Origin of the sequence: Mycobacterium sp. E802, from assembly GCF_001666875.1 — a bacterium.
Taxonomy (GTDB): Bacteria; Actinomycetota; Actinomycetes; order Mycobacteriales; family Mycobacteriaceae; genus Mycobacterium.
Window position 1 is genome coordinate 12,990 of record NZ_LZJD01000036.1, and the last position, 25,395, is coordinate 38,384.

24 protein-coding genes are annotated in these 25,395 nt (G+C 67.5%); 19 read left to right on the plus strand and 5 right to left on the minus strand.

Translation table 11 applies throughout. From position 1 onward, the window contains the following. Positions 1–32: 32 nt before the first annotated feature. Both hpt and A5699_RS05210 read left to right on the plus strand, forming a co-directional pair. Positions 33–611, plus strand: a complete 579-nt coding sequence (gene hpt / locus A5699_RS05205) for a hypoxanthine phosphoribosyltransferase (RefSeq protein WP_067766400.1) — start codon at positions 33–35, stop codon at positions 609–611. Positions 612–656: 45 nt separating this feature from the next. Further along, entirely contained in the window at positions 657–2,873 is a 2,217-nt protein-coding gene (locus A5699_RS05210; protein WP_067766403.1) for a molybdopterin oxidoreductase family protein, read from the plus strand. A gap of 465 nt (positions 2,874–3,338) precedes the next feature. Here the strand turns inward: A5699_RS05210 and A5699_RS05215 are convergent, their stop codons facing one another. The 4 genes from A5699_RS05215 to A5699_RS05230 are packed head-to-tail and all read right to left on the minus strand — an operon-like array spanning position 3,339 to position 7,187. Next, positions 3,339–4,034, minus strand: a complete 696-nt coding sequence (locus A5699_RS05215; protein WP_067766406.1) for an SIMPL domain-containing protein — start codon at positions 4,032–4,034, stop codon at positions 3,339–3,341. A gap of 20 nt (positions 4,035–4,054) precedes the next feature. Next, complete coding sequence (locus A5699_RS05220; protein ID WP_067766409.1) at positions 4,055–5,065, minus strand: zinc-binding dehydrogenase; 1,011 nt, start codon at positions 5,063–5,065, stop codon at positions 4,055–4,057. Next, positions 5,065–6,249, minus strand: a complete 1,185-nt coding sequence (locus tag A5699_RS05225; protein WP_067766412.1) for an LLM class flavin-dependent oxidoreductase — start codon at positions 6,247–6,249, stop codon at positions 5,065–5,067. Before A5699_RS05225 ends, A5699_RS05220 begins: the two co-directional genes overlap by 1 nt. Then, positions 6,246–7,187, minus strand: coding sequence for an alpha/beta fold hydrolase (locus A5699_RS05230; RefSeq protein WP_197508195.1), 942 nt, complete (start codon positions 7,185–7,187; stop codon positions 6,246–6,248). Before A5699_RS05230 ends, A5699_RS05225 begins: the two co-directional genes overlap by 4 nt. Before the next feature lie 133 nt (positions 7,188–7,320). Between A5699_RS05230 and ftsH the strand changes: the two genes are divergently transcribed. The 17 genes from ftsH (at position 7,321) to A5699_RS05315 (ending at position 24,061) form a co-directional block, all read left to right on the plus strand. Next, entirely contained in the window at positions 7,321–9,666 is a 2,346-nt protein-coding gene (ftsH, locus tag A5699_RS05235) for an ATP-dependent zinc metalloprotease FtsH (protein ID WP_067766415.1), read from the plus strand. Positions 9,667–9,686: 20 nt separating this feature from the next. Further along, positions 9,687–10,304, plus strand: coding sequence for a GTP cyclohydrolase I FolE (gene folE, locus A5699_RS05240; protein WP_067766418.1), 618 nt, complete (start codon positions 9,687–9,689; stop codon positions 10,302–10,304). Beyond that, entirely contained in the window at positions 10,301–11,134 is an 834-nt protein-coding gene (gene folP / locus A5699_RS05245; protein WP_197508196.1) for a dihydropteroate synthase, read from the plus strand. Before folE ends, folP begins: the two co-directional genes overlap by 4 nt. Further along, positions 11,127–11,504 (plus strand): dihydroneopterin aldolase, encoded by a 378-nt coding sequence (folB, locus tag A5699_RS05250; protein ID WP_067766421.1) that lies wholly within the window; start codon positions 11,127–11,129, stop codon positions 11,502–11,504. Before folP ends, folB begins: the two co-directional genes overlap by 8 nt. After that, on the plus strand, positions 11,505–12,041 hold the full coding sequence (gene folK, locus A5699_RS05255) for a 2-amino-4-hydroxy-6-hydroxymethyldihydropteridine diphosphokinase (protein ID WP_067766424.1): 537 nt from the start codon (positions 11,505–11,507) through the stop codon (positions 12,039–12,041). It abuts the gene before it with no gap. Further along, the gene (locus A5699_RS05260; protein ID WP_067766427.1) at positions 12,041–12,517 is read left to right on the plus strand and encodes a DUF3180 domain-containing protein; all 477 of its coding nucleotides are present in this window, start codon (positions 12,041–12,043) and stop codon (positions 12,515–12,517) included. The genes folK and A5699_RS05260 overlap by 1 nt, the downstream gene beginning before the upstream one ends. 77 nt (positions 12,518–12,594) lie before the next feature. Further along, positions 12,595–14,064, plus strand: coding sequence for a DUF6779 domain-containing protein (locus A5699_RS05265; RefSeq protein WP_082957589.1), 1,470 nt, complete (start codon positions 12,595–12,597; stop codon positions 14,062–14,064). A 79-nt stretch (positions 14,065–14,143) separates the two neighbouring features. Then, complete coding sequence (locus tag A5699_RS05270) at positions 14,144–15,103, plus strand: Rossmann-like and DUF2520 domain-containing protein (RefSeq protein WP_067766434.1); 960 nt, start codon at positions 14,144–14,146, stop codon at positions 15,101–15,103. Continuing rightward, complete coding sequence (panC, locus tag A5699_RS05275; protein WP_067766438.1) at positions 15,100–16,041, plus strand: pantoate--beta-alanine ligase; 942 nt, start codon at positions 15,100–15,102, stop codon at positions 16,039–16,041. The genes A5699_RS05270 and panC overlap by 4 nt, the downstream gene beginning before the upstream one ends. Beyond that, positions 16,041–16,457, plus strand: a complete 417-nt coding sequence (gene panD, locus A5699_RS05280; protein WP_067766441.1) for an aspartate 1-decarboxylase — start codon at positions 16,041–16,043, stop codon at positions 16,455–16,457. Before panC ends, panD begins: the two co-directional genes overlap by 1 nt. Further along, positions 16,457–17,272, plus strand: a complete 816-nt coding sequence (locus tag A5699_RS05285) for a type III pantothenate kinase (RefSeq protein WP_067766444.1) — start codon at positions 16,457–16,459, stop codon at positions 17,270–17,272. Before panD ends, A5699_RS05285 begins: the two co-directional genes overlap by 1 nt. Positions 17,273–17,451: 179 nt before the next feature. Beyond that, the gene (lysS, locus tag A5699_RS05290; RefSeq protein ID WP_067766447.1) at positions 17,452–18,975 is read left to right on the plus strand and encodes a lysine--tRNA ligase; all 1,524 of its coding nucleotides are present in this window, start codon (positions 17,452–17,454) and stop codon (positions 18,973–18,975) included. 131 nt (positions 18,976–19,106) lie between these two features. Then, entirely contained in the window at positions 19,107–19,448 is a 342-nt protein-coding gene (gene lsr2, locus A5699_RS05295) for a histone-like nucleoid-structuring protein Lsr2 (protein WP_003882525.1), read from the plus strand. 303 nt (positions 19,449–19,751) lie between these two features. Further along, on the plus strand, positions 19,752–22,280 hold the full coding sequence (gene clpC1, locus A5699_RS05300; protein ID WP_067766450.1) for an ATP-dependent protease ATP-binding subunit ClpC: 2,529 nt from the start codon (positions 19,752–19,754) through the stop codon (positions 22,278–22,280). A 223-nt stretch (positions 22,281–22,503) separates the two neighbouring features. Continuing rightward, the gene (locus tag A5699_RS05305; RefSeq protein ID WP_067766452.1) at positions 22,504–22,719 is read left to right on the plus strand and encodes a CbtB-domain containing protein; all 216 of its coding nucleotides are present in this window, start codon (positions 22,504–22,506) and stop codon (positions 22,717–22,719) included. A gap of 22 nt (positions 22,720–22,741) precedes the next feature. Then, positions 22,742–23,503 (plus strand): CbtA family protein, encoded by a 762-nt coding sequence (locus tag A5699_RS05310; RefSeq protein WP_067766455.1) that lies wholly within the window; start codon positions 22,742–22,744, stop codon positions 23,501–23,503. 9 nt (positions 23,504–23,512) lie between these two features. Continuing rightward, positions 23,513–24,061 carry a histidine phosphatase family protein gene (locus A5699_RS05315; protein WP_067766458.1) on the plus strand — a complete coding sequence of 183 codons (549 nt, stop codon included), beginning with the start codon at positions 23,513–23,515 and terminating at the stop codon, positions 24,059–24,061. Here the strand turns inward: A5699_RS05315 and A5699_RS05320 are convergent. Further along, on the minus strand, positions 24,058–25,383 hold the full coding sequence (locus A5699_RS05320) for a serine hydrolase (RefSeq protein ID WP_369806663.1): 1,326 nt from the start codon (positions 25,381–25,383) through the stop codon (positions 24,058–24,060). The two genes, A5699_RS05315 and A5699_RS05320, sit on opposite strands and share 4 nt — an antisense overlap. Positions 25,384–25,395 lie beyond the last annotated feature (12 nt).

Sequence of the window (25,395 nt, forward strand, 5' to 3'; positions counted from 1 at the left end):
CAACCGCCCCCTTCACGTGGCACGCTGTCGGAGTGGCTGTCGACTCTGCCGAGCTCTATGCGGGAGACATCAAATCGGTGCTGTTGTCCGAGGACCAGATCCGGGCCCGCACCGTCGAACTCGCCGAGGCGATCGCCGAGGAGTATCGCGACAACCTGGGCAACGACGACCTGCTGTTGGTCACCGTGCTCAAGGGCGCGGTCATGTTCGTCACCGACCTGGCCCGGACCATCCCGCTGCCGACCCAGCTGGAGTTCATGGCGGTCAGCTCCTACGGCTCGTCGACCTCGTCCTCCGGCGTCGTCCGGATCCTCAAAGATCTCGACCGCGACATCAATGACCGCGACGTGCTGATCGTCGAGGACATCATCGACTCGGGGCTGACGCTGTCCTGGTTGCTGCGCAACCTGGCCACCCGCCATCCGCGCTCGCTTCGGGTGTGCACGCTGCTGCGCAAACCCGAGGCCGTCAAGACCGAACTCGACGTCGCCTACGTGGGCTTCGACATCCCCAACGAATTCGTCGTCGGGTACGGCCTGGACTTCGCCGAGCGCTACCGCGACCTTCCCTATATCGGCACTCTCGAGCCAAAGGTGTACGAAACGCCGTAACCCGGAGGCTTACCAAAACGCCCTGACCGGCGCAGAATTCGGGGCATGAGCACAGCCCTGCGGATCTGCCCCTTCTGCGAGGCCACCTGTGGCCTGACGCTCACGACCTCTGACGGCCGGGTGACCGGCGCCCGCGGGGACCGCGACGACGTGTTCAGTGCGGGATTCATCTGCCCCAAAGGGGCCAGCTTCGGCGAACTCGACAACGATCCCGACCGGCTGACGCAGCCGTTGGTCCGGCGCGACGGGGTGCTGACCGAGGCCACCTGGGACGAGGCCTACGCGGTGGTCGCCGAGCGGCTCGGCGCGGTGATCGCTGAGCACGGCGGCGCATCGGTCGGGGTGTACCTCGGCAACCCCAACGCCCACACCATCGCCGGCAGCCTGTATGCGCCGCTGATCGCCAAGGGCCTGGGCACCCGGCAGGTGTTCAGCGCCAGCACGCTCGACCAGATGCCCAAGCACGTCGCGTTGGGCCTGATGTTCGGCAGCCCGGTCGCGTTCACCGTGCCCGACCTCGACCGCACCGATTACCTGGTGATCATCGGTGCGAATCCCTTGGTGCCCAACGGCAGTCTGGCCACTGCCGCCGATTTTCCCGGCAAGCTGCGCGCCCTGCGCAAGCGCGGCGGCAAGCTCGTCGTCATCGACCCGGCCCGCACGCGTACCGCCGAACTCGCCCACCGGCATGTGGCGCCGCGGCCAGGCACCGACGCGGCACTGTTGTTCGCGATCGTGCATGCGCTGTTCGACGAGGATCTCGTCGATCTCGGCCGGCTCGCCGAGCACGTCAACGGCCTCGAGGAGGTCCGCGCCCTGGCCGACGAGTTCTCGCCCGAGGCCGTGGAACAGGCCTGTGGGGTGCCCGCCGAGGAGATCCGCGAGTTGGCCCGCGAACTCGCGGCCGCCCCGACCGCCGCGGTCTACGGCCGGATCGGTACCTCGACGGTCGAGTTCGGCACCATCAGCAGTTGGCTCGTCGACGTGATCAACGTGCTCACCGGCAATCTCGACCGGCCCGGCGGGGCGATGTTCCCGCTCGGCGCCGCCGCACCCGCACCGCGCCCGCCGAAACCGGGCCGCGGGTTCAAGACCGGGCGGTGGACCAGCCGGGTCTCCGGATACCCCGAGGCGCTGTCCGAGCTCCCCGCCGCCGCGCTGGCCGAAGAGATCGACACTGCCGGCGTGGGGCAGATCAAGGCGATGATCACCATCGCCGGCAACCCGGTTCTGTCCGCACCCGACGGCGACCGGCTCGAGAAGGCTTTGGACAGTGTCGAATTCATGTTGAGCGTCGACCCGTACCTCAACGAGACCACCCGGCACGCCGACGTCATCCTGCCACCGCCCCCGCCATCGCGCAGCGCCCACTTCGACGTCGCGCTGAACAACCTCGCCGTCCGCAACAACGTGCGGTACACCCCGCCGGCGCTGCCCCTGGACGGGCGGCCCGGCGAACCGGAGATCTTGTCCCGGCTCGCGCTCATCCTCTACGGCGTCGGGTACGACGGCGATCCCGCGCTGGTCGACGCCCAGGTGATCGCCACGACGCTGGCCAAGGAGGTCGCCAACCCCGATTCACCGGTGGCAGGGCGCAATGTCGACGAGCTCACCGCGATGCTGTACGACGGGCCCGGCTATGAACGACGGCTGGACATGATGCTGCGGATCGGGCCCTACGGCGACGCGTTCGGTGCCAAGCCGGACGGACTCACCATGGCGCGACTCAAGGCCAGCCCGCACGGCATCGATCTGGGGCCGCTGCGCCCGCGCATCCCCGAGATCCTCCGGACCCCTAGTGGACGGATCGAACTCGCGCCGGAGCCGATCGCCGCCGACGTCGCACGGCTGCGTGACGCGCTCGGCCGCACGGCGGGCGGGTTCCTGCTGATCGGCCGGCGCCACCTGCGGTCCAACAACAGCTGGATGCACAACGTGCCTGCGCTTGCGGGCGGCTCGAACACCTGCACCCTGCAGATTCACCCCGACGACGCGGCTGAGTTGGGACTCACCGACATCGCCGTCGTCAAGGGACCCGGCGGTGAGCTGCTGGCCCCGGTCGAGGTGACCGACGGCATGCGGCGCGGTGTGGTGTCACTTCCGCACGGCTGGGGCCACGACCGCGGCGGCACGGGGCAGTCGCTGGCGAGCTCCCGACCCGGGGTGAATGTCAACCAGCTCAACGACGGCACGCATCTGGACCCGCTCTCGGGCACCGCGGTGCTCAACGGTATCCCGGTCGACATCGCGCCGGCGGGTTGATGTCTCGGCGGCTGCACGCGCGGCCGCCGGATGGTCGGACGTCGGCACGGCTGGCGGATGGTCGGCGCGGCAGCACGTCGGCACGGCGGCGCGGAAAAAGGATGTCCGACCTGCCCGCCTATCCGCGACAATCGAGCGACAATCGCCTCCTGAGCACCACATGCACCGCCGGTCACATGCGGACTCATTACACCTGTCTCTGGGGTCTCGTCAGCCTCATATTTGACGAATTTCGGGTTGTCCAGCTATCAGCGACGGAGTCGCTGATAGCTGGACATTGGACTGCTGAGGCTCACGGGGCCAGCGGGGCCTGAGAGGCAAACACGCCCAGCGACAACGTGTTTCATGAGGTCAGAGATGCCACTGTGGCGATTGTCGCTGAGTTGTCGCTCGTAGTCGGGCACATCGGATACCCCTGCGAAACCGCCGTCGGCACGACGTGCCGACGGCCACTGCCGCGGCGGCCTAGGTCAGCTCCCAGATCACCGTCACCGAGAAGTTCACCGTCTGCTGACCGGGTTCCAGTGGCACCGCTTCCATCGCCGCGCGTGGCATCGGCGTCGGTCGTGGCGGGGTGGATCCATCGGACTGCTCGGAAATCGAGATCACCTTGCCCAGGTCCAGTCCGGACAGCTCGGCGTACTGCTCGGCGCGGTTCTTGGCGTCGTCGAAAGCCCGGGCCCGTGCGTCGCGCACCAGATCGGAATCGTCGGTGATCGAATAGTCGACAGAGTTGATCCGGGTCGCATCCCCACCGGTGCTCGCGATCAACGCCAGGGTGTCCGACGCCTTGGCGGTGTCGCGGATCTTGACCTTGATCGCATTGCTGGCCTGATAACCCGAGATCTTGCTGTCGGTGAACTGCGGCTGCACGCTGACCTGTGTGGTGCTGATGTCCTTGCGGTCGATGCCCGAGCCGACCAGGGCATCGATGACGGCCTGCTGACGCTGGCTGGACTGATTGAGCGCGCCCGACACATCCGGCGCGGTGAATTCCATTGCCACATCGGCGGTCAGGGTGTCCGGTACACCTTGCACCTGGCCGGACCCCACGACCGTCACCTGTCGGGGGTCGCCCCCGCTGCCGCCGGCCGGTTGGGCATCGCAGGCCGAAACGCTGAGGACAATCAGGCCCGCCGCGGCGAGTGCACGCAATCGCATGACAGCACCCTACCGTCGGGTCATGGCGTGACCAGGACTTTGCAATGCCGGTCGGGCGAGGCGAGTTCGTCGAACATCGCGGCCACACCGTCGAGCCCCACGGTGCCGGTGATCATCGGCGCCACGTCGATCTCACCCTCGGCGATCGCGCGGAGCGAGGTCGCGAATTCGCCCGGGTCGTAGCCGAAGACGAATTGGATGTTGATCTGCTTGGTGATCGCGTAGAACGGATGCACAGTGTCGGGCTGCATGCACACGCCGGCCACCACCAGACGCGCACCGGCCGGAGCCCGGCGCAGGACGTCGTCGATGATGCCCGGTGCGCCCACCGCTTCGAACACCACGGCGGGCTTGCACTGGTGAAACGGTGAATCCTCACCTGCGTCGAGCGTGACGTGGGCGCCCATCGTCGCGGCCAGTGCACGGCGGGCCGGTGAGAAGTCTGACGCCACAATGGTTTCCACACCACGCAGCCTGAGCGCGGCGATGATCGCGATGCCGACCGGACCGCAGCCGACGACAAGCGCGGTTTCGCCGGGTTCGATGCGCGAGGCGTTGACCGCATGCAAGCCGACGGCCATCGGCTCGGTGAGCGCGGCGTGCTCGGCGCTCAGCCCGTTGGGCACCGGCAGGAGCAGCGGCGCCGACAGCAGCATCTGCTCGGCGTAGCCGCCGACGGTCGTGTTGCTGTAGACGATCGGCGCGATCCCGCCCGCGGAGATCAGTACCGGCACCGAGGTGACCAGCGTTCCGGCGGCCGGCGCCTCGGTATCCGGCCCGGCATCGAGGATCTCGGCACTGAACTCATGGCCCATGTACACATCTCCGGAAAGGTCGATGTCCATGTCGGGCATGCCTTCGAGGTCCGCGCTCGCGTCCAGCATGTCGGCGCCGTGGCTGGCGAAATGCAGGTCGGACCCGCAGATGCCGCACGCCTTGACCTCTACGAGCACCTGGCCGGGGCCGGGCACCGGAGGTGGCACGTCGTCGCGGACGATCATCCGGCCGTCGCGAAGTACCGCCGCGCGCATCAGTTTTCGGCCTTCGAGGTCTCGGAGGTGTGTTCGGTGATGGCGTTGACGATGGCCTGCCCGGCCCGGCCCAGCAGCTGGTCCCGCATGCCCTTGGCCCAGTCGTGGGAGGCGCGGGGCGCGGTGAGCTGACCCTTGAAGTGCGGGATTACCTCACGGGCGAACAGTTCGTAGGAATGGAACGTCGCCGCCGGCGGCGCCCAGTCATGGCCCAGCATCAGGAACGTGCCGAACCCGCCGGAGCGGTCCAGCAGATCCTGGATGTAGCCGACTGCGTCGGCCGGCGTGCCGATACAGCAATTACCTTTGGCGGCATAGTTTTCCACGAACTCATAGGCGGAGCCGGCGGCCTCGGTCTTCTCCGACAGCGGTACGAAACCGGCCGCACCGAAATAGTTGGCGAAATCCTGCAGACCGTATGTGCAGTCCTCGATGGCCTGCTCACGGGTGTCGGCGAGATGGATGACACCCAGCACCCGCCAGTTCTGCCGGTCCGGCTCGGGCCGATCGGATTTGGCGGCCTGATCGCGCACGATGTCCCAGGTGGTCTCCAGTGCCGCATAGCCGCCGGGCACCGACATCGACAGTGAAAGCAGCGAGGTTCCCATGGCCCCGGCCAGTCGTGGACCAGACGGGGAAATCATTGCCGCAGTGGATATCTCGGGATACGGCCAGGTGTAGGGACGGATGTGCAGGGCCGCGTCGCGCAGGGTGAACCAGTCGGTCTGGCGGCTGATCCGTTCATCGGGGGCGGCGCGGAACAAGGCCAGGATGGCCTCCAGGGATTCCTGCATCATCGGCCGCTGGTCCACCGGGTCGATGCCCATCATGTAGGCGTCCGAGGGCAGCGCACCCGGACCGGTGCCGAACATCACCCGACCCCGGGTCAGATGGTCGAGCAGCACCCAGCGGTCGGCCACCATCAGCGGGTGGTGATACGGCAGCGACACCACGCCGGTGCCCAACCGGATGTGGCGGGTGCGCTCGGCCGCCGCGGCGATGAACACCTCGGGGCAGGCGATCAGTTCGTAACCGCCGGAGTGGTGTTCGCCGAACCAGGCCTCGTCGTAGCCGAGCCGGTCCAGCGCCTCGACCCGGTCCATGTCGTACTGCAGTGCGGTGGTGGGGGATTGGCCGACGGGGTGAAACGGCGTGATGAAGGCGCCGAAGTTCAGCGGTCTCACTTCAGCTCCAACCCGTCGAGGAACTCCAACAACACCGCGTTCACCTCGTCCGGGCGTTCCTGCTGCAACCAGTGCCCGGCGCCCTCGAGCAACACTTCGCGGTAATCACCGGTGACCACGTCACGCACACGGTCGCGCGGGGTGAAGCTCAGCACCGCATCGGCGCTGCCGGCCAGGAACAGCGTCGGCACCGTGATGGTCTGGGCCGCGGTGTTCTCGGCGTCGGGATCGGTCAGCTCCCAGTTGCGGTCGAAGTTGCGGTACCAGTTCAACGGCCCGGTGAAACCGTTCTCGGTGTAGGCCCGCGCGTAGTGCTCGAACTCGTCTTCGGTGATCCAGTCCGGCAGTGGCGGCAACGGCCGATCGGCCAGGCTCTCGATCGGTTCGGCAATGCCCTCCATCGCCAGCGAGCGACGCAGGGAGTGTCGCGGGTCAGCGCCCAGCGCGGCATCGGCAACGCCGGGTTCCTGGAAGTACAGGATGTAGAAGAAATTGTCACCGAAGATCTTGCGCCAGATCGCGACGGGCGGCGCCGGGGCGCGCGGGATCGGCGGCACGCTCAGCGCGGCCACCGCCGCGGTGCGCTCGGGGAAGAACAGCGGGAAGTTGGTGGCCACCGGGGAGCCCCAGTCATGGCCGACGAGCACCGCCTTCTCGGCGCCGACATCATCGAGCAGGCCGGCGATGTCGGCGGTCAACTCCATGATGTTGTAGGCGTCGATGTCCTCGGGGCGCGAGGAGCCGCCGTAGCCGCGCTGGTCGGGCGCCAGGACGTGGTAGCCGGCCGCCGCCAGTGCCGGGATCTGATGACGCCATGAATAGGCGAGTTCGGGGAATCCGTGGGCGAGCACCACCACCGGGTTTCCGCGTTCACCCGCCTCGGTCACCCGCAATGTCACGCCGTTGGTGTCGGCTAACCGTTCGGTAGGTGTGAGCACGATCTCACCCAAGCACAGCAGCGCGCCGTGGGCTAGATACCGTCGGGAACTGCCGAACGTTGGTCTAGCGGTAGCCTTGAATGTCTCAACTGCGCACGTTGGAAGGACCGGGCCGAACTCGGCCGAGTGATCGATGAACCGCAAAAATGTGATCCGCACGCTGACCGTGATCGCGGTCGTGCTGCTGCTGGGCTGGTCGTTCTTCTATTTCAGCGACGACACCCGCGGCTACAAACCCGTCGACACCTCGGTGGCGGTGGCTCAGATCAACGCTGACAACGTCAACAGCGCCCAGATCGACGACCGCGAGCAGCAACTGCGCCTCGACCTCAAGAGCGGTAAAGAAGAGACCGAGAACTCCGACAAGGTCATCACCAAGTACCCCACCGGTTATGCGGTCAAGCTCGTCGACCAGCTCGACGCCAAGAACGTCAAGTTCGGCACCACCGTGAACCAGGGCAGCTTCCTCGGTTCGATGCTGATCTACATGCTGCCGCTGTTGTTGCTGGTGGCGCTGTTCGTGATGTTCTCCCGCATGCAGGGCGGCGGCCGGATGGGCTTCGGCTTCGGCAAATCTAAGGCCAAGCAGCTCGGCAAGGACATGCCCAAGACCACGTTCGCCGACGTGGCCGGTGTCGACGAGGCGGTCGAAGAGCTCTACGAGATCAAGGACTTCCTGCAGAACCCCAGCCGTTACCAGGCGCTCGGCGCCAAGATCCCCAAGGGCGTACTGCTGTACGGCCCGCCCGGAACCGGCAAGACCCTGCTGGCCCGCGCGGTCGCCGGCGAGGCCGGGGTGCCGTTCTTCACGATTTCCGGTTCGGACTTTGTCGAGATGTTCGTCGGCGTCGGCGCCTCCCGCGTGCGCGACATGTTCGAGCAGGCCAAGGCCAACAGCCCGTGCATCATCTTCGTCGACGACATCGACGCCGTCGGCCGCCAGCGCGGCGCCGGCATGGGCGGCGGTCACGACGAACGTGAGCAGACGCTCAACCAGTTGCTGGTCGAGATGGACGGCTTCGGTGACCGCCAGGGCGTCATCCTGATCGCGGCCACCAACCGGCCCGACATCCTCGACCCGGCCCTGCTGCGGCCCGGCCGCTTCGACCGGCAGATCCCGGTGTCCAACCCCGACCTGGCCGGCCGTCGCGCGGTGCTCAAGGTGCATTCGGCGGGCAAGCCCATCGCGCCCGACGCCGACCTGGACGGGCTGGCCAAGCGGACCGTCGGCATGTCCGGCGCGGACCTGGCCAACGTCATCAACGAGGCCGCGCTGCTCACCGCCCGCGAGAACGGCACCATCATCACGAGTGCGGCGCTGGAAGAGGCCGTCGACCGCGTGGTGGGTGGCCCGCGCCGCAAGAGCCGCATCATCAGCGAGCAGGAAAAGAAGATCACCGCCTACCACGAGGGCGGACACACCCTGGCCGCGTGGGCGATGCCGGACATCGAGCCGATCTACAAGGTGACCATCCTGGCCCGCGGCCGCACCGGTGGCCACGCCGTGGCGGTGCCCGAGGACGACAAGGGCCTGATGACCCGCTCGGAGATGATCGCCCGGCTGGTCTTCGCGATGGGTGGCCGTGCCGCCGAGGAGCTGGTGTTCCGTGAGCCCACCACCGGTGCGGTGTCCGACATCGAGCAGGCCACCAAGATTGCCCGCGCGATGGTCACCGAGTACGGCATGAGCTCCAAGCTGGGTGCGGTGCGCTACGGCACCGAGCACGGCGATCCGTTCCTGGGCCGCACCATGGGCACTCAGGCCGACTTCGGTCATGAGGTGGCCCGCGATATCGATGACGAGGTGCGCAAGCTCATCGAGGCCGCGCACACCGAGGCGTGGGAGATCCTCACCGAGTACCGCGACGTGCTCGACACCCTGGCCGGCGAGCTGCTGGAGAAGGAGACGCTTCACCGCGCCGAGCTGGAGGCCATCTTCGGCGACGTGAAGAAGCGTCCCCGCCTGACCATGTTCGACGACTTCGGCGGCCGCGTGCCGTCAGACAAGCCGCCGATCAAGACCCCGGGCGAGATCGCCATCGAGCGCGGTGAGCCGTGGCCGCCGCCGGTGCCGGAGCCGGCGTTCAAGGCCGCCATCGCCGCGGCCAGCCGCGAGGCCAACGAAAAGGCCCAGGCCGCCGGGCAGACCAACGGTGCGCCGAGCAACGGCGCACCACCCAACGGCTCGACGCAACCCGACTACGGCGCGCCGGCCGGCTGGCATGCGCCCGGCTGGCCCCCGCCGCCGCAACACCAGTCGCCGCAACAGCCGCAGCAGCCCGGATACCAGCCGCCCCCGCAGCAGCAGGGTTACTGGTACCCGCCGCCGCATCCGTCGGGATGGCAACAGCCCCAGCCGTACCCGTATCAGCCCTATCCTCATCCAGGTCAGCCCAACCCCAACGAGGAGGCCGGCCAGGACGGCGGTTCCGACCGGTCTGATCGGGCCGACCGGTCCAACCCAGGCACCCACGGCTGATCGGAAGAACGGAGGCTTCGATGTCGCAGTCGCTGCGCGAGCATCACAACAACACCGATACGGCCACGCGGGTGTTCGACCAACCGCGGGCCGAGGCGGCAGTGCGCGAGCTGCTGATCGCCATCGGTGAGGACCCTGATCGTCAGGGCCTGCTCGACACCCCGGCTCGGGTGGCGCGTGCGTACAAGGAACTGATGGCGGGCCTGTACACCGACCCGGATGCGGTGCTCAACACCACCTTCGACGAGGAACACGACGAGCTCGTACTCGTCAAAGAGATCCCGATGTACTCCACCTGCGAGCACCATCTGGTGTCGTTCCACGGGGTGGCCCACGTCGGGTACATCCCCGGGGTGGACGGCCGGGTGACCGGCCTGTCGAAGATCGCCCGGCTGGTCGATCTGTACTCCAAGCGTCCGCAGGTGCAGGAGCGGCTGACCGCCCAGATCGCCGACGCCCTGATGCGCAAGCTCGATCCGCGCGGAGCCATCGTGGTGATCGAGGCCGAGCACCTCTGCATGGCCATGCGCGGGGTCCGTAAACCCGGCGCGGTCACCACCACCTCCGCGGTGCGCGGACAGTTCAAGACGGACAAGGCATCCCGGGCCGAGGCGCTGGAACTTATCCTGCGGAAGTGAAGCCCACCCCTGTGCAGGTCATGGGAGTTGTGAACGTCACCGACGATTCCTTCTCCGATGGCGGCAAATTCATCGACCGTGACCGTGCGGTCGAACACGGGTTGGCACTGGCCGCAGCCGGGGCCGCGATCATCGACGTGGGCGGCGAATCGACCCGCCCCGGTGCGGTGCGCATCGACCCGGCGGTGGAGGCCGCCCGCGTCGGGCCCGTCATAAAAGCCCTTGCCGCCCAAGGGATCACCGTCAGCATCGACACCATGCACGCCGCCGTGGCGAAAGTTGCGCTGGAGAACGGCGCACAGATCGTCAACGACGTCTCCGGCGGATTGGCCGATCCGAACATGGCCCCGCTGCTCGCCGAGGCGAAAGTTCCCTGGATCCTGATGCACTGGCGCTCGGTCGGCGCGGACCAGCCTCACCGCGCCCCGGCCTACGGCGATGTGGTCGCCGAGGTGCGCACCGAGCTGCTGTCCGCGGTCGACGCCGCAGTGGCCGCCGGGGTCGATCCGCAGCGGCTGATCATCGATCCGGGTCTGGGCTTCGCCAAGACCGCGCAACACAATTGGGCACTACTGCACGCCCTGCCGGAGTTCGTCGCCACCGGGATCCCGGTGTTGGTCGGTGCGTCACGTAAACGCTTTCTGGGCGCACTGCTGGCCGGCCCCGACGGTGCGCCGCGGCCGCCCGACGGCCGGGAGACTGCCACCGCCGTGATCTCGCTGCTGGCAGCCCAGCACGGGGCCTGGGGCGTTCGCGTGCATGACGTGGTGGCCTCCGTCGACGCTTTCGCCGTGCTGCACGCCTGGGAATCTGGAGGACGGATTGGCTGATCGAATTGAGTTGCGCGGCTTACGGGTTCGCGGCAACCATGGCGTCTTCGAGCATGAACGCCGCGACGGTCAGGAATTCGTCGTCGACGTCACCGCGTGGGTGGATCTGCGCCGGGCGGCCGAAACCGACGACCTTGCCGACACCCTCGACTACGGTGCCCTGGCCCAGCGCGCGGCCGACATCGTCGCGGGCCCGCCACGCAATCTCATCGAGACGGTTTCGGCCGAGATCGCCGACGCCTTCATGGTCGACGAACGGCTGCACGCGGTCGAGGTCGTGGTGCACAAGCCCAGTGCCCCCATTCCGCTGACGTTTGACGATGTCGCGGTGGTGGCCCGCCGGTCGCGCCGTGGACGTGAGGAGCACTAAATGACTTCAGTGGTGCTCTCCATCGGGTCGAACCTCGGTGACCGGCTGGCCCGCCTGCAATCGGTCCTCGATGCGCTCGGGCCCGCCGTGCGTGCGGTATCGCCGGTGTTCGAGACCGACGCCTGGGGTGGTGTCGAGCAGAATCCGTTCCTCAACGCGGTGGTGATCGCGGACGCACCCGATCTCGACGCCCGGGGCTGGCTGCGGCGCGGCCAGGCCCTGGAACAGGCTGCCGACCGCGTCCGGGAACAGAAGTGGGGTCCGCGCACCCTCGACATCGACCTGATCACCTGCCACGACGGCGACGTCGAGGTGTTCTCCCGGGACGAGGAGCTGACGTTGCCTCATCCGCTGGCGCATCTGCGCGCGTTCGTGCTCATCCCGTGGCTCGCCGTCGATCCCGAGGCCACGTTGACCGTGGTCGGCCGGTCGTGTCGAGTGGCTTACCTGCTCGAGGAGATCGATCCGGTCGAGCGGGCCGGGGTCCGGCGCACGGATCTGGAACTGGTCGCCCGAACCGAACCCGTGGCCGACTGATGGGGCCGACCCGCAAACGTGATCTGGCCGGCACCACGGCGATCGTGGCGATCGTCGGCTATGTGCTGGTCGCAATTCTCTATCGGTGGTTTCCGCCGCTGACGGTGTGGACCGGTCTGTCGCTGCTGGCGGTCGCGCTCATTGAGGCCGGTTGGGCGTTCTACGTGCGGGCCAAGATCAACGACGGCCAGATCGGGGTCGGCACCGGCCGGCTGCATCCGTTGGCGGTGGCCCGGTCGGTCGTCATCGCCAAGGCGTCGGCCTGGGTCGGGGCCATTGTCGCGGGTTGGTGGATCGGTGTCGTGGTCTACCTGCTGCCGCGCCGCGGCGAACTGCGGGTGGCCGGGGAAGACACCCCGGGTGCGGTGGTCGCCGCGATCAGTGCGCTGGCGCTCGCCGTTGCGGCGGTGTGGCTGCAGCATTGCTGCACGTCCCCCGGCGAGCCGCCCGACAACGGCGACACCGCCACCGAATAGCCGATTTCCTCAGGTCGATGGCCGAATCGCCGCAGCGGTCGCCCGGCTGAATGGCCGGTGACGGGTACAGTCGGCGCATGACCGTTCTGCCCCGCGGTGGTCGGCCACGGCGCGGCGGCCGAAGGCCGGGCTGGCTCCTCTTGACGGTATTGCTGGTGCTCGCCATTCTGGCCAGTTCCGCATTGGTCTTCACCGATCGAGTCGAGTTGCTGAAACTCGCCGTCATCCTGGCGCTGTGGGCTGCCGTGGTGGCGGCCTTCGTCTCTGTCATCTACCGCCGCCAGAGCGATCTGGACCAGGCCAAGGCGCGGGACCTGAAGTTCGTCTACGACCTGCAGCTGGACCGGGAGATCTCCGCGCGGCGAGAGTACGAGCTGACCGTCGAGACCCAACTGCGCCGGGAGCTGGCCTCCGAGTTGCGCGCCCAGGCCGCCGACGAGGTGGCCGCATTGCGCGCCGAACTGGCCGCGTTGCGGGCCAACCTGGAGATCTTGTTCGACACCGACCTGATGAACCGCCCGGCCATCGAGACCGACAAGAGCGCGGTACGCACCGCGGGCCGGGTCACCGCCAGCCGTCTGGACGTGCCACCGGTCGAGGTCACCGACATCCGTACGTCGCGGACCGAGGAAACCCCGATCATCGACGTTCCGGCCGAGCCGCATCCCCCGGAGAACGACTGGGCGACCTCCGGTGGTGCCCACCGGCTGCCGTCACGGCCGATGCCCGCGGGTGAACCGCCGCGCCGCCGTCGGCGCCAGCAGCAGGAGTCCGCACGCCAGCCGGAGCCGCCGCGCCGCGAGCCCCAGGCGGAGCCCGAACCTCGCGTCGAGCCCGAGCCCCAACCCCAGCCCCGTCCGGAGCCGCAACCGGCGGCACGTCGGCCCGCGGAGGCCACGTCGGCCTGGGCACCGCCGCCCCCACCGCCGACCATGCCCCCGATGCAACCGTCACCGACGATCGAAGCCCCCGAACCGGAGCCCCAGCCCCAGCCCGAGCCCGTGCCGGCACCGGAACCGACACCGGACGCGGCTCCCGAACCGGCCGCGACCGGTTGGCAACCAGCCCCCGCCGAGGGCCAGTGGATTCCCGCGGGCGCACCGGGCAGCAATTGGTCAGCCCCGGTGACCCCGCAGAACGGTGGGGCAACCGAGTACGTCGGCCGGCGTCGCGCCCCGGAGTCGACCCCGCAGACAGCCCCGGAACCCACAGCGGCACCGGCCCCGGAACCCACGCCGGAACCCCCGGTGACCCCGGCCCCGGCGATGTCGGCAGCCCAGACGCCCGAGCCGCCCCGCGGTCGCCACTCCGCCCCGGCCGAGTCCGATCCAGCGCGGCCCGCAGCCGCTCAGCCGTCACCGGCCCTGGCCGCCGAACCGTCGGCGCCGCCCTCCCAGCCGCCGCGGCGGGCGTCGCGGCACCGCAGCGAAGACGAGCCGGAGCCACAGAACGGCCACCACGCCGACGGACAGTCGGTCAGTGAGTTGCTGGCACGGTTCCAGTCGGCCCCGGCAGAAGGCGGCCGTCGCAGGCGTCGCGAACCGTGAGTTAGTCTCGTGACGACCGTCCGGTACCCGCCACGCGGGACTGGAACGAGAACCTATTCATCCTGTGAGGTCGTCTGCGATGCAGCAGCTCCCGGCAGACGGGTGGTGTCCACCTGAGGGCCTGCGTCCGGCCAGGCTCAGCGTCGGCGTCATTTCCGCCGGCCGGGTCGGCACGGCGCTCGGCCATGCCTTGGAGCGGGTCGAACATGTCGTGGTGGCGTGCAGCGCGATCTCCGAGGCCTCGCGGCTGCGGGCGCAGCGCCGGCTGCCCGACACCGCGATCCTCCCGGTGGCCGAGGTGGCCCAGCGCGCGGAGCTGTTGCTGTTGGCCGTCCCCGACGCCGAGCTCGCCTCCCTGGTATCCGGCCTGGCTGCCACCGGTGCCGTCCGGCCCGGAACCATCGTGGTGCACACCTCCGGGGCGAACGGCGTCGCGGTGCTGGCGCCGTTGAGCGAGCAAGGATGCATACCGCTGGCCATCCACCCGGCGATGACGTTCACCGGTTCCGACGAGGACATCGCCCGGCTGCCCGACACCTGTTTCGGCATCACCGCCGCCGACGAGGTGGGGTATGCGATCGGGCAGTCGCTGGTGCTGGAGATCGGCGGGGAGCCGTTCCGGGTCCCCGAGGACGCCAGGACCCGCTATCACGCCGCGCTGGCGCATGCCAGCAACCACCTGGTCACCCTCGTGCTCGATGCCGTCGACACACTGCGGGCCTCGCTGCGCGGTCAGGAACTGCTCGGCCAGGAACTCGTCGGCGATGCCCCCGGCGGGCTGCCCGAGCGGGCGGTGGGACCGCTGGCCCGGGCGGCGCTGGAGAATGCGCTGCAACGCGGTCAGGCCGCCCTGACCGGGCCGGTGGCCCGTGGTGACGCGGCCGCGGTGGCGGCGCATCTGCAGGCGCTGGCCGAACTGGATCCTCAACTGGCCCAGTCATATCGGGCCAATTCGCTGCGGACCGCCCTACGTGCCCACGCACCGCAGGACGTTCTGCAAGTTCTGACCGAATCGAGCCCGGAAACGAGTCAAGGATGACCCACAGCAATCCGCCCAAGTTCGTGGCCGGCGAGCTCAATGTCTACTCCGCGCCCGCCGACGTCTCGGCGGTCACGCGGGCGCTGCGCACCAGCGGCCGGCGGATCACGCTGGTACCGACGATGGGCGCGCTGCACGACGGGCACCTGACCCTGATTCGTGCGGCCAAGCGGGTGCCCGGTGCGGTGGTGGTGGTGTCGATCTTCGTCAACCCACTGCAATTCGGCGCCGGTGAGGATCTCGACGCCTACCCCCGCACCCTTGACGACGACCTGGCCGCGTTGCGTGCCGAAGGCGTCGACATCGCGTTCACCCCAACCGCTTCGGCCATGTATCCGGACGGCCCGCGCACCAGCGTACAGCCCGGCCCGGTCGGCGACGAGCTCGAAGGTGCCTCGCGCCCAGGACATTTCGCCGGCGTACTGACCGTCGTGCTCAAACTCCTGCAGATCGTCCGACCGGATCGGGCGTTCTTCGGCGAGAAGGACTACCAGCAACTGGCGTTGATCCGGCAGATGGTCACCGACCTGAACGTGGATGTGCAGATCGTCGGGGTGCCCATCGTGCGCGAGTCCGACGGGCTGGCGATGTCCTCACGCAACCAGTACCTCGACGCCGACGAACGCGAGCAGGCCGGTGCACTGTCAGCGGCCCTGCTGGCCGGAAAGTACGCCGCCGCCGGTGGTGCGTTGGCCGCCATCGAGGCGGCCCGCGCCGTGCTGGACGAGGTTCCGGCCATCGACGTCGACTATCTCGAGGTGCGCGACGCGCTGCTGGGCCCGGCCCCGGCCGAAGGCCAGGCCCGGCTGTTGGTGGCCGCCCGGCTGGGCCGAACCCGGCTGTTGGACAACATCTCTGTCGACATCGGTGCCTCGGCCGGCATCGACGGACACCCCCGCGTCGGCGACGACAATCATGAACTGCCCTGGAGGAACTGATGCAGCGCACCATGCTGAAATCCAAGATTCACCGTGCCACCGTGACGCAGGCGGACCTGCACTACGTCGGCTCGGTGACCATCGACGCCGACCTGATGGAGGCCGCCGACCTGCTCGAAGGTGAGCAGGTCACGATCGTCGACATCGACAACGGCGCCCGCCTGGTGACCTATGCGATCACCGGTGAGCGGGGCACCGGGGTGATCGGGATCAACGGCGCGGCCGCGCATCTCATCCATCCCGGGGATCTGGTCATCCTGATCGCCTACGGCGTGATGGAGGACGCCGAGGCCCGTACCTACCGGCCGCGGATCGTCTTCGTGGACAACGACAACAAGCAGATCGACCTCGGCGAGCACAGTCACGATCCGGCCTACGTCCCCGAAGACGTGTCCGAACTGATGTCACCGCGCTGATGCTTCTCGCCATCGACGTCCGCAACACCCACACCATCGTCGGGTTGATCTCCGGGTCCGGAGATCACGCGAAAGTGGTGCAGCAGTGGCGGATTCGAACTGAATCCGAGGTGACCGCCGACGAGTTGGCGCTCACCATCGACGGCCTGATCGGTGATGCCGCGGACGAACTGACCGGCGCGACCGCCCTCTCCACGGTGCCCTCGGTGCTGCATGAGGTACGGCTGATGCTCGAGCAGTACTGGCCGTCGGTGCCGCACGTGCTCATCGAGCCCGGGGTGCGTACCGGCATCCCGCTGCTGGTCGACAACCCGAAGGAGGTCGGGGCCGATCGGATCGTGAATTGCCTTGCCGCCTTTCACAAATACGGCACCGCGGCGATCATCGTCGACTTCGGCTCGTCGATCTGTGTCGACGTGGTATCGGCCAAGGGTGAGTTCCTGGGCGGGGCCATCGCCCCCGGGGTGCAGGTGTCGTCTGACGCTGCTGCCGCCAGATCCGCCGCGCTGCGCCGCGTCGAGCTGACCCGGCCGCGTTCGGTGATCGGCAAGAACACCGTGGAATGCATGCAGGCCGGTGCGGTCTTCGGATTCGCCGGACTGGTCGACGGGTTGGTCAACCGGATACGCGAGGACGTCGACGGATTCTCCGGCGGCGACGTCGCGGTAGTGGCCACCGGGTACACCGCCCCGCTGGTGCTGCCGGACCTGCGCACGGTCGAGCACTACGACCGCAACCTCACCCTCGACGGGCTGCGCCTGGTGTTCGAACGCAACCGCGACAGCCAGCGCGGGCGGCTGAAGCCGGCCCGCTGAGGCGGCTCGCCGCCGGCCCGCTGAGGCGGCTCGCCGCCGGGGCGGCGGGTCGCGGTTGTGAGGTTGTACACAACGGCTGACCGTGCAGCCGTGCCCACCGGCCCGCGACCTCGCGGTCGAGTTCTCCGGCCCGTCGGCGTGGCAGGACGCGTTCCGGTGTTCCTTTAAGCTGGCATTTTGTGAGCCCAGCCGATCGCGACGACGCGTCCCAGTCCCAGGCCGACCTTCCCGAGCAGTTCCGGATTCGTCAGGCCAAACGGGAGCGGCTGCTGGCAGAGGGCCGCGAGCCCTATCCGGTGACCGTTCCGCGGACCCACACGTTGGCCGAGCTGCGCGATGCCTATCCGGACCTGGTCGCCGACACCCAGACCGGCGACATCGTCGGCGTCTCCGGCCGGGTGGTGTTCGCGCGTAACTCGGGCAAATTGTGCTTCGCGACGCTGCAGGAGGGCGACGGCACGCAGCTGCAGGCGATGATCAGCCTGGCCCAGGTGGGGCAGGAGTCGCTGGATGCGTGGAAGGCCGACGTGGACCTGGGCGACATCGTGTTCGTCCACGGTGAAGTGATCAGCTCGAAGCGCGGCGAACTGTCGGTGCTGGCCGATTCGTGGCAGATGGCGGCCAAGGCCCTGCGGCCACTTCCGGTTGCTCACAAAGAAATGAGCGAAGAAGCCCGGGTGCGTCAACGCTATGTCGATCTCATCGTGCGTCCCGAGGCCCGCAGCATCGCGCGTCAGCGGGTGGCCGTGGTGCGTGCGGTCCGTTCGGCGCTGGAACGCCGGGGCTTCCTGGAAGTCGAGACGCCGATGCTGCAAACGCTGGCCGGCGGCGCGGCGGCTCGCCCGTTCATTACCCACTCCAATGCACTCGATGTCGATCTGTACCTGAGGATCGCGCCGGAACTGTTCCTCAAACGTTGCATCGTCGGCGGATTTGACCGCGTTTTCGAGTTGAATCGGAACTTTCGCAACGAAGGTGTCGATTCCACGCACTCACCGGAATTCTCGATGCTGGAGACATATCAGGCGTACGGTGACTACAACGATTCGGCGGTTGTCACGCGCGAACTTATTCAAGAGGTCGCCGATGAGGCGATCGGCACCCGTCAGGTGCCATTGCCTGATGGCACAATCTATGACCTCGACGGCCAATGGGACACATTGGAAATGTATCCCTCGTTGTCTGAGGCCCTTGGCGAGGAGATCACTCCCGAGACATCCGTTGAGCACTTGTGGCGTATTGCCGACAACCTGGAGCTCGAGATTGCACGCGACCGCGGCTACGGGCACGGAAAATTGGTCGAGGAACTCTGGGAACACACCGTGGGTGCGAAGTTGTGGGCGCCGACGTTCGTTCGCGACTTCCCGGTCGAGACCTCACCGTTGACCCGGGCCCACCGCAGCATTGCCGGGGTCACCGAGAAATGGGACCTCTACATACGACGTTTCGAACTCGCCACCGGATATTCCGAACTCGTCGATCCGGTAATCCAGCGGGAACGTTTCGAGGCCCAGGCCCGCGCAGCGGCCGCCGGTGATGATGAAGCAATGGTTCTCGACGACGATTTCCTTGCCGCATTGGAGTACGCGATGCCGCCCACCACCGGCACCGGAATGGGTATCGATCGGCTGTTGATGGCGTTGACGGGCTTGTCTATTCGGGAGACGGTTTTGTTCCCGATTGTTCGTCGTCACAGTAACTGACACTGCAACTGGACCGGTGTGATCGACACCCTGTTGGAAATGTGCGTGTTTTTGTGGCACATTGGGCCCCGGGTGCAGGATACTCAGGCTTAGTCACCAATGGCGTGTGCAGAAGGGTTCGGTGCGGGGTAATGGCAAAGAAAGTGACCGTCACGTTGGTCGACGATTTCGATGGTGAAGCCACCGCCGATGAGACGGTTGAATTCGGTCTCGACGGTGTCACCTATGAGATCGACCTTTCGTCCAAGAATGCCGCCAAGCTCCGCAATGACCTGAAGCAGTGGGTGGAGGCCGGCCGTCGCGTCGGTGGACGCCGGCGCGGGCGAGCTGCCGGGCCGGCCCGTGGCCGCGGTGCCATCGACCGTGAGCAGAGTGCCGCCATTCGTGAATGGGCGCGGCGCAACGGGCACAACGTGTCCACCCGCGGGCGCATCCCGGCAGACGTCATCGACGCTTTCCACGCCGCCACATAATCGACCGCAACTCAACCGATAGTTGCCAGCTCCGGACCGGTGAGAATTCCCGGTCCGGAGTTTTTCGCTAATGGCGAACCCGAAAGCCGCGGTTTCCGGAAACGATTCGCCGACCGGCGGCGTTGCTCATCTGCAGCACCGGTTGCGGGCGGGTCTCCTCGGGCGGAACAGACCGCCAACCTCCGCGCCCGGGGCGGCCGCCCACTAGAGTGGACGGCAGGTACTTCGTGCGGGCTCTGAGAGAACCGATATAACAAAGCCGTACGCGGGTATCGCTACGCGATGGAGAGCAGGTAACCACCGATGTTTGAGAGATTTACCGACCGTGCCCGCAGGGTCGTCGTCCTGGCGCAAGAAGAGGCCCGGATGCTCAACCACAACTACATCGGGACCGAGCACATCCTGTTGGGTCTTATTCACGAGGGCGAGGGCGTAGCCGCCAAGTCGCTGGAGTCGTTGGGCATCTCGCTGGAGGGCGTGCGCAGCCAGGTCGAGGAGATCATCGGCCAGGGGCAGCAGGCCCCATCCGGCCACATCCCGTTCACGCCGCGCGCGAAGAAGGTTCTCGAGCTGAGCCTGCGCGAGGCGCTGCAGCTCGGCCACAACTACATCGGCACCGAGCACATTCTGCTCGGCCTGATCCGTGAGGGCGAGGGCGTTGCCGCGCAGGTCCTGGTCAAGCTCGGCGCCGAGCTGACCCGGGTGCGCCAGCAGGTCATCCAGCTGCTGAGCGGCTACCAGGGCAAGGAGGCGGCCGAGGCCGGCACCGGTGGCCGTGGTGGCGAGTCGGGCAACCCGTCGACGTCGCTGGTCCTCGACCAGTTCGGCCGCAACCTCACCGCTGCCGCCGCCGACGGCAAGCTCGATCCGGTCATCGGCCGTGAAAAGGAAATCGAGCGGGTCATGCAGGTGCTGAGCCGTCGCACCAAGAACAACCCGGTGCTGATCGGCGAGCCCGGCGTCGGCAAGACGGCCGTCGTCGAGGGGCTGGCGCAGGCGATCGTGCACGGCGAGGTCCCCGAGACGCTCAAGGACAAGCAGCTCTACACCCTCGACCTGGGGTCCCTGGTGGCCGGCAGCCGCTACCGCGGTGATTTCGAGGAGCGCCTGAAGAAGGTGCTCAAGGAGATCAACACCCGCGGCGACATCATCCTGTTCATCGACGAGTTGCACACGCTCGTCGGTGCCGGTGCCGCCGAGGGCGCGATCGACGCCGCGTCGATCCTCAAGCCCAAGCTGGCCCGTGGTGAGCTGCAGACCATCGGCGCCACCACCCTCGACGAGTACCGCAAGTACATCGAGAAGGACGCCGCGTTGGAGCGCCGGTTCCAGCCGGTGCAGGTCGGTGAGCCGACGGTCGAGCACACGATCGAGATCCTCAAGGGTCTGCGCGATCGCTACGAGGCCCACCACCGGGTCTCGATCACCGACGGCGCGCTGGTGGCCGCGGCCACCCTGGCCGACCGCTACATCAACGACCGGTTCCTGCCGGACAAGGCGATCGACCTGATCGACGAGGCCGGTGCCCGGATGCGCATCCGCCGGATGACCGCTCCGCCAGACCTGCGTGAGTTCGACGAGAAGATCGCCGACGCGCGCCGGGAGAAGGAGTCCGCGATCGACGCGCAGGACTTCGAGAAGGCCGCGAGCCTGCGCGATCGGGAGAAGCAGCTGGTCGCCCAGCGCGCCGAGCGGGAGAAGCAGTGGCGTTCGGGCGATCTCGACGTGGTCGCCGAGGTCGACGACGAGCAGATCGCCGAGGTGCTGGGCAACTGGACCGGTATCCCGGTGTTCAAGCTGACCGAGGCCGAGACCACGCGCCTGCTGCGCATGGAGGAGGAGCTGCACAAGCGGATCATCGGCCAAGAGGATGCCGTCCGTGCAGTTTCAAAGGCCATCCGCCGCACCCGCGCCGGCCTGAAGGACCCGAAGCGTCCGTCCGGCTCGTTCATCTTCGCCGGCCCGTCCGGTGTCGGTAAGACCGAGCTGTCCAAGGCGCTGGCGAACTTCCTGTTCGGCGACGACGACGCGCTCATCCAGATCGACATGGGCGAGTTCCACGACCGCTTCACCGCGTCGCGGCTGTTCGGTGCCCCTCCGGGCTACGTCGGCTACGAAGAGGGCGGCCAGCTCACCGAGAAGGTGCGTCGCAAGCCGTTCTCGGTGGTGCTGTTCGACGAGATCGAGAAGGCCCACCAGGAGATCTACAACAGCCTGTTGCAGGTCCTGGAGGACGGCCGTCTCACCGACGGTCAGGGCCGCACGGTCGACTTCAAGAACACCGTGTTGATCTTCACCTCCAACCTGGGCACGTCCGACATCTCCAAGGCGGTCGGGCTGGGCTTCAGCCAGGGCGGCGGGGAGAACAACTACGAGCGGATGAAGCAGAAGGTCAACGACGAGCTCAAGAAGCACTTCCGGCCTGAGTTCCTCAACCGCATCGATGACATCATCGTGTTCCACCAGCTGACGCAGGACGAGATCATCAAGATGGTCGACCTGATGATCGGCCGGGTCGGCAACCAGCTGAAGGCCAAGGACATGGAGATGGAGCTGACCGACAAGGCCAAGGCTCTGCTGGCCAAGCGTGGCTTCGATCCGGTGCTGGGTGCCCGCCCGCTGCGGCGCACGATCCAGCGCGAGATCGAGGACCAGCTCTCGGAGAAGATCCTCTTCGAGGAGCTCGGCCCCGGTCAGCTGGTCACGGTCGATGTCGAGGGCTGGGACGGCGAAGGCGCCGGCGAGGATGCGAAGTTCACGTTCTCCGGTGCGCCCAAGGCGGCCAGCCCCGACGGTCCGGATCTGGCCAAGGCCGGAGCCACCGCGGAATAAGGTCCAACACGAAAGATGCCCTCGCCACAACGGCGGGGGCATTTTTCATACCTGTTTCATACCTGCCGACCGGAGAACTCCTGCGCGGGTCGTAGGATGCTGCTGTAATCGACAGGCATAGGAACCTGGTGGGACTCCAGGACGGCCGCGCCACTGTGAACAGTCAGACCCTGACCTGTCGCACACACGGACTGGGACGCGAGTTCCCGGAAAGGACCCGTAGATGACTTCCGCAGAGGCACGTAAGAGCCACGCTGGCGCAATCGACCTGTCGGCCACGAAGGCGGTGCTCTGGCTGACGCTGACCGCGTTTGTGGCGCTGCTCGCGCTCTACTTCGTCGGCATGGACCAGGGCGCCACCTCGGTGCTGGGCAACAACACCTACGTGCACGAGTTCGTGCACGATGCTCGCCATCTGCTCGGTTTCCCCTGCCACTGATTCGCAGCGAGACACCGACACAATGGAAAAACACATCATCGGGCGCGGCGTACTGGCCGGCGCCCTCGCGGGCGTGCTCGCGTTCGTCTGGGCCAAGGTGTTCATCGAACCGGTGATCGGTCGGGCGATCGACTTCGAGAACGGGGTCGGTGCGGCACACGAAGCGGCCGGGCATTCCCACGGCGGCCATTCCCATGGCGAAGAGGGCGCCGAGTTGTTCAGCCGGGGCGTGCAGTCCAACATCGGCATGGGCCTGGGCGTCCTGATCTTCAGCGTGGCGATGGGCGCCCTGCTGGCCGTGGTGTTCTGCGTGGTGTACGGCCGGATCAACCTCTCGGCGCGGGCCCTGGCGGCCCTGACCGCGGGCGGCATGCTGGTCTCGTTGTGGATCGTCCCGGCGCTGAAGTACCCGCCGAACCCACCTGCGGTGAGCCTCGACGAGACCATCAAGCAGCGGACCCTGCTCTATGTGCTCTTGGTGGTGCTCTCCGCGGCGCTGTTCGTGGGCTCGGTCCTGTTGGTGCGACGGTTGATCCCCAAGCTGGGGGTCTGGAACGCCTCACTGATCGGGATGGCCGACTATGTGGTCTCGATGGCCGTGGTGTTCTTGATCCTGCCGACCATCGACGAGACTCCGCCGACGTTCCCCGCCGACGATCTCTATGAGTTCCGGCTGTATTCGCTGGGCACGCAGGTTGTCATGTGGGCGACGATCGGCCTGGTGTTCGGGGCCATGGTGTCCAAGCTGCTCGAGGGCAAGCGTCAAGAGCACCTGACCGCGTGAGCCGCGAGCGTGAGTGAGGTCGTCCGGCTGTCGCTGGTGTCCCATGCCATGACGGACGCCACCGCAGCCGGACGATTCCCCACCGACGAGGCCCTCAATCAGCTGGGCCACCGGCAGGCGGACGCGGCCGTCGAACTCGGCGTCGTCGACACCGCGTACTGCGGGCCCGAGAAGAGGGTCCGCCAGACCGCCGAACTGCTCGGGCTGTCGGCCGTCGTCGAACCGCAATTGGCCGATCTGGACTTCGGCGGCTGGCGCGGGGCCGTCCTAGGAGGCGTCGAGCCGGCGGATCTGGCCATCTGGCTGACCGACCCGACCCAAGCCCCACACGGTGGTGAATCCGTCGTCGACCTCGTCGAGCGGGTACACGCCTGGATGGACAGTCTGACCGCGGTGCGGGGACGGTTGGTGGCGGTGACCCATCCCGCGGTGATCAGGGCCGCCATCCTCGTCGCCCTGGATGCCCCGCCGAAGTCGTTCTGGCGCATCGACATTGCGCCGCTGAGCCGCACCGTGATGCATTTCCGCGGGCATGCCTGGACCCTGCGGAGCAGCTAGCCGACGGGTGCCATGGCGAACGCCCGTTTGGCGATCGACAGCAGCCAGCCCGCGGCCGTCGGGCTGCGGAACTTCGGCCAGTTCAACTGGAAGCTGACCACCCAGGGTTGCCCGGTGTGGTCCACCGCGTACCAGCTGAAGGTGAGGTCGCCGGGCAGGTTGCCGCCCTTGGCGCCGATGTAGTTCCACTTCGCCGGGTCCAGGTCGATACCGGGCAGTGCCGACAGGATGTCCTTGACCGGTGCGGCCGGGCCGACGGCCGAGGCCTGCAACGCGGCGTGCACCCGGCAGATGTCGGCAGCACTGGCGAACCACTCCAGACCGTCATTGGACGCCGGCGTGTGGGTGCGGTTCGGATCCGGTTCGTAGGGGCGGTTGTTGGTCTGTTTCAGCAGCGCCACCCGGTCGGCGGGCGAAGCGGCCTTCCACTGATCCCGCAGATTCGGTTCGCCCCAGCCGACCGAGAACACCTCGTGCATGGTCGGAAACGGGGTCATGCTGGCCGGATCGTGATGACCGGCCGTCACCAGGGCACGCTCCACCGCGGCCGTGCCCACTCGCTCGATCAGTAGGTCGGTGGCCATGTTGTCGCTGGCCGAGATCATCTGCTGGGCGGCGGTGCGCACGGTGATCTGCGCGCCGGGCGGCAACTTGTCCAGACCGGCCGACCCGAGCTTCTTACCTTCCCTGGTGATCGTCAGATGATCGTCCCACTGCAGCGTGCCCGCCTTGATGGCGTCCGAAACAGCAAGCAGCACATACAGTTTGAAGATCGAGGCCAGCGGCAGCGAGAGCTCGGTGTTGGTGCCGGCGACCTGCTCGCACTTGCCGCCCACCACCTTCGACACCCGATACGAGTAGCGGGCGCCGGACTTGGTCAGTTCGGTGTCGATGTCCGACCAGGTGTCGATCCTGGGCGGCACCAGCGTGATGTCGAAGCGGTCGACCAGGCCGACGTCGTTGGTCTTGAGATCGATGTCCTGGGCCACGTTGTACGAGTTAAGGACGTGCAACGTCGCCTGGGCGGCGCCGATGTCCACCGATGTGACACGGAACGGTCGATCCCACCAGATCGAGTCCATCTTGGTGCCCACCAGGTCGACCTTCTCCGGTGCGGCCAGCGTGCGCACGCCGATGGGGCCGATCGGCCAGTCGGAGTTGAGCATGTCCATGGTCTGCTTGGCCCGCAGACCGGGTGGGGTGATGGTGTCGATGTGCGCGCCGTAGGAGACTTCCGCTGCCGGAGCGACCTTGTGCGAACAGCCACAAGCCACGGTTGCCGCAACCGCGACGACGGCCGTCAGGCCGACCGCGCGGCGCAGCACCTGGCCGCG

Bases quoted from the DNA above. Each gene is read 5' to 3' on its own strand.
- ftsH (WP_067766415.1), top strand. From the start codon at position 7,321: ATGAACCGCAAAAATGTGATCCGCACGCTGACCGTGATCGCGGTCGTG.
- A5699_RS05220 (WP_067766409.1), bottom strand. From the start codon at position 5,065: ATGCGCGCGGCGGTACTTCGCGACGGCCGGATGATCGTCCGCGACGAC.
- A5699_RS05260 (WP_067766427.1), top strand. From the start codon at position 12,041: ATGGGGCCGACCCGCAAACGTGATCTGGCCGGCACCACGGCGATCGTG.
- A5699_RS05210 (WP_067766403.1), top strand. From the start codon at position 657: ATGAGCACAGCCCTGCGGATCTGCCCCTTCTGCGAGGCCACCTGTGGC.
- A5699_RS05270 (WP_067766434.1), top strand. From the start codon at position 14,144: ATGCAGCAGCTCCCGGCAGACGGGTGGTGTCCACCTGAGGGCCTGCGT.
- A5699_RS05265 (WP_082957589.1), top strand. From the start codon at position 12,595: ATGACCGTTCTGCCCCGCGGTGGTCGGCCACGGCGCGGCGGCCGAAGG.
- folE (WP_067766418.1), top strand. From the start codon at position 9,687: ATGTCGCAGTCGCTGCGCGAGCATCACAACAACACCGATACGGCCACG.
- lsr2 (WP_003882525.1), top strand. From the start codon at position 19,107: ATGGCAAAGAAAGTGACCGTCACGTTGGTCGACGATTTCGATGGTGAA.
- folK (WP_067766424.1), top strand. From the start codon at position 11,505: ATGACTTCAGTGGTGCTCTCCATCGGGTCGAACCTCGGTGACCGGCTG.
- A5699_RS05285 (WP_067766444.1), top strand. From the start codon at position 16,457: ATGCTTCTCGCCATCGACGTCCGCAACACCCACACCATCGTCGGGTTG.
- clpC1 (WP_067766450.1), top strand. From the start codon at position 19,752: ATGTTTGAGAGATTTACCGACCGTGCCCGCAGGGTCGTCGTCCTGGCG.
- A5699_RS05310 (WP_067766455.1), top strand. From the start codon at position 22,742: ATGGAAAAACACATCATCGGGCGCGGCGTACTGGCCGGCGCCCTCGCG.
- A5699_RS05305 (WP_067766452.1), top strand. From the start codon at position 22,504: ATGACTTCCGCAGAGGCACGTAAGAGCCACGCTGGCGCAATCGACCTG.
- panD (WP_067766441.1), top strand. From the start codon at position 16,041: ATGCAGCGCACCATGCTGAAATCCAAGATTCACCGTGCCACCGTGACG.
- A5699_RS05215 (WP_067766406.1), bottom strand. From the start codon at position 4,034: ATGCGATTGCGTGCACTCGCCGCGGCGGGCCTGATTGTCCTCAGCGTT.
- panC (WP_067766438.1), top strand. From the start codon at position 15,100: ATGACCCACAGCAATCCGCCCAAGTTCGTGGCCGGCGAGCTCAATGTC.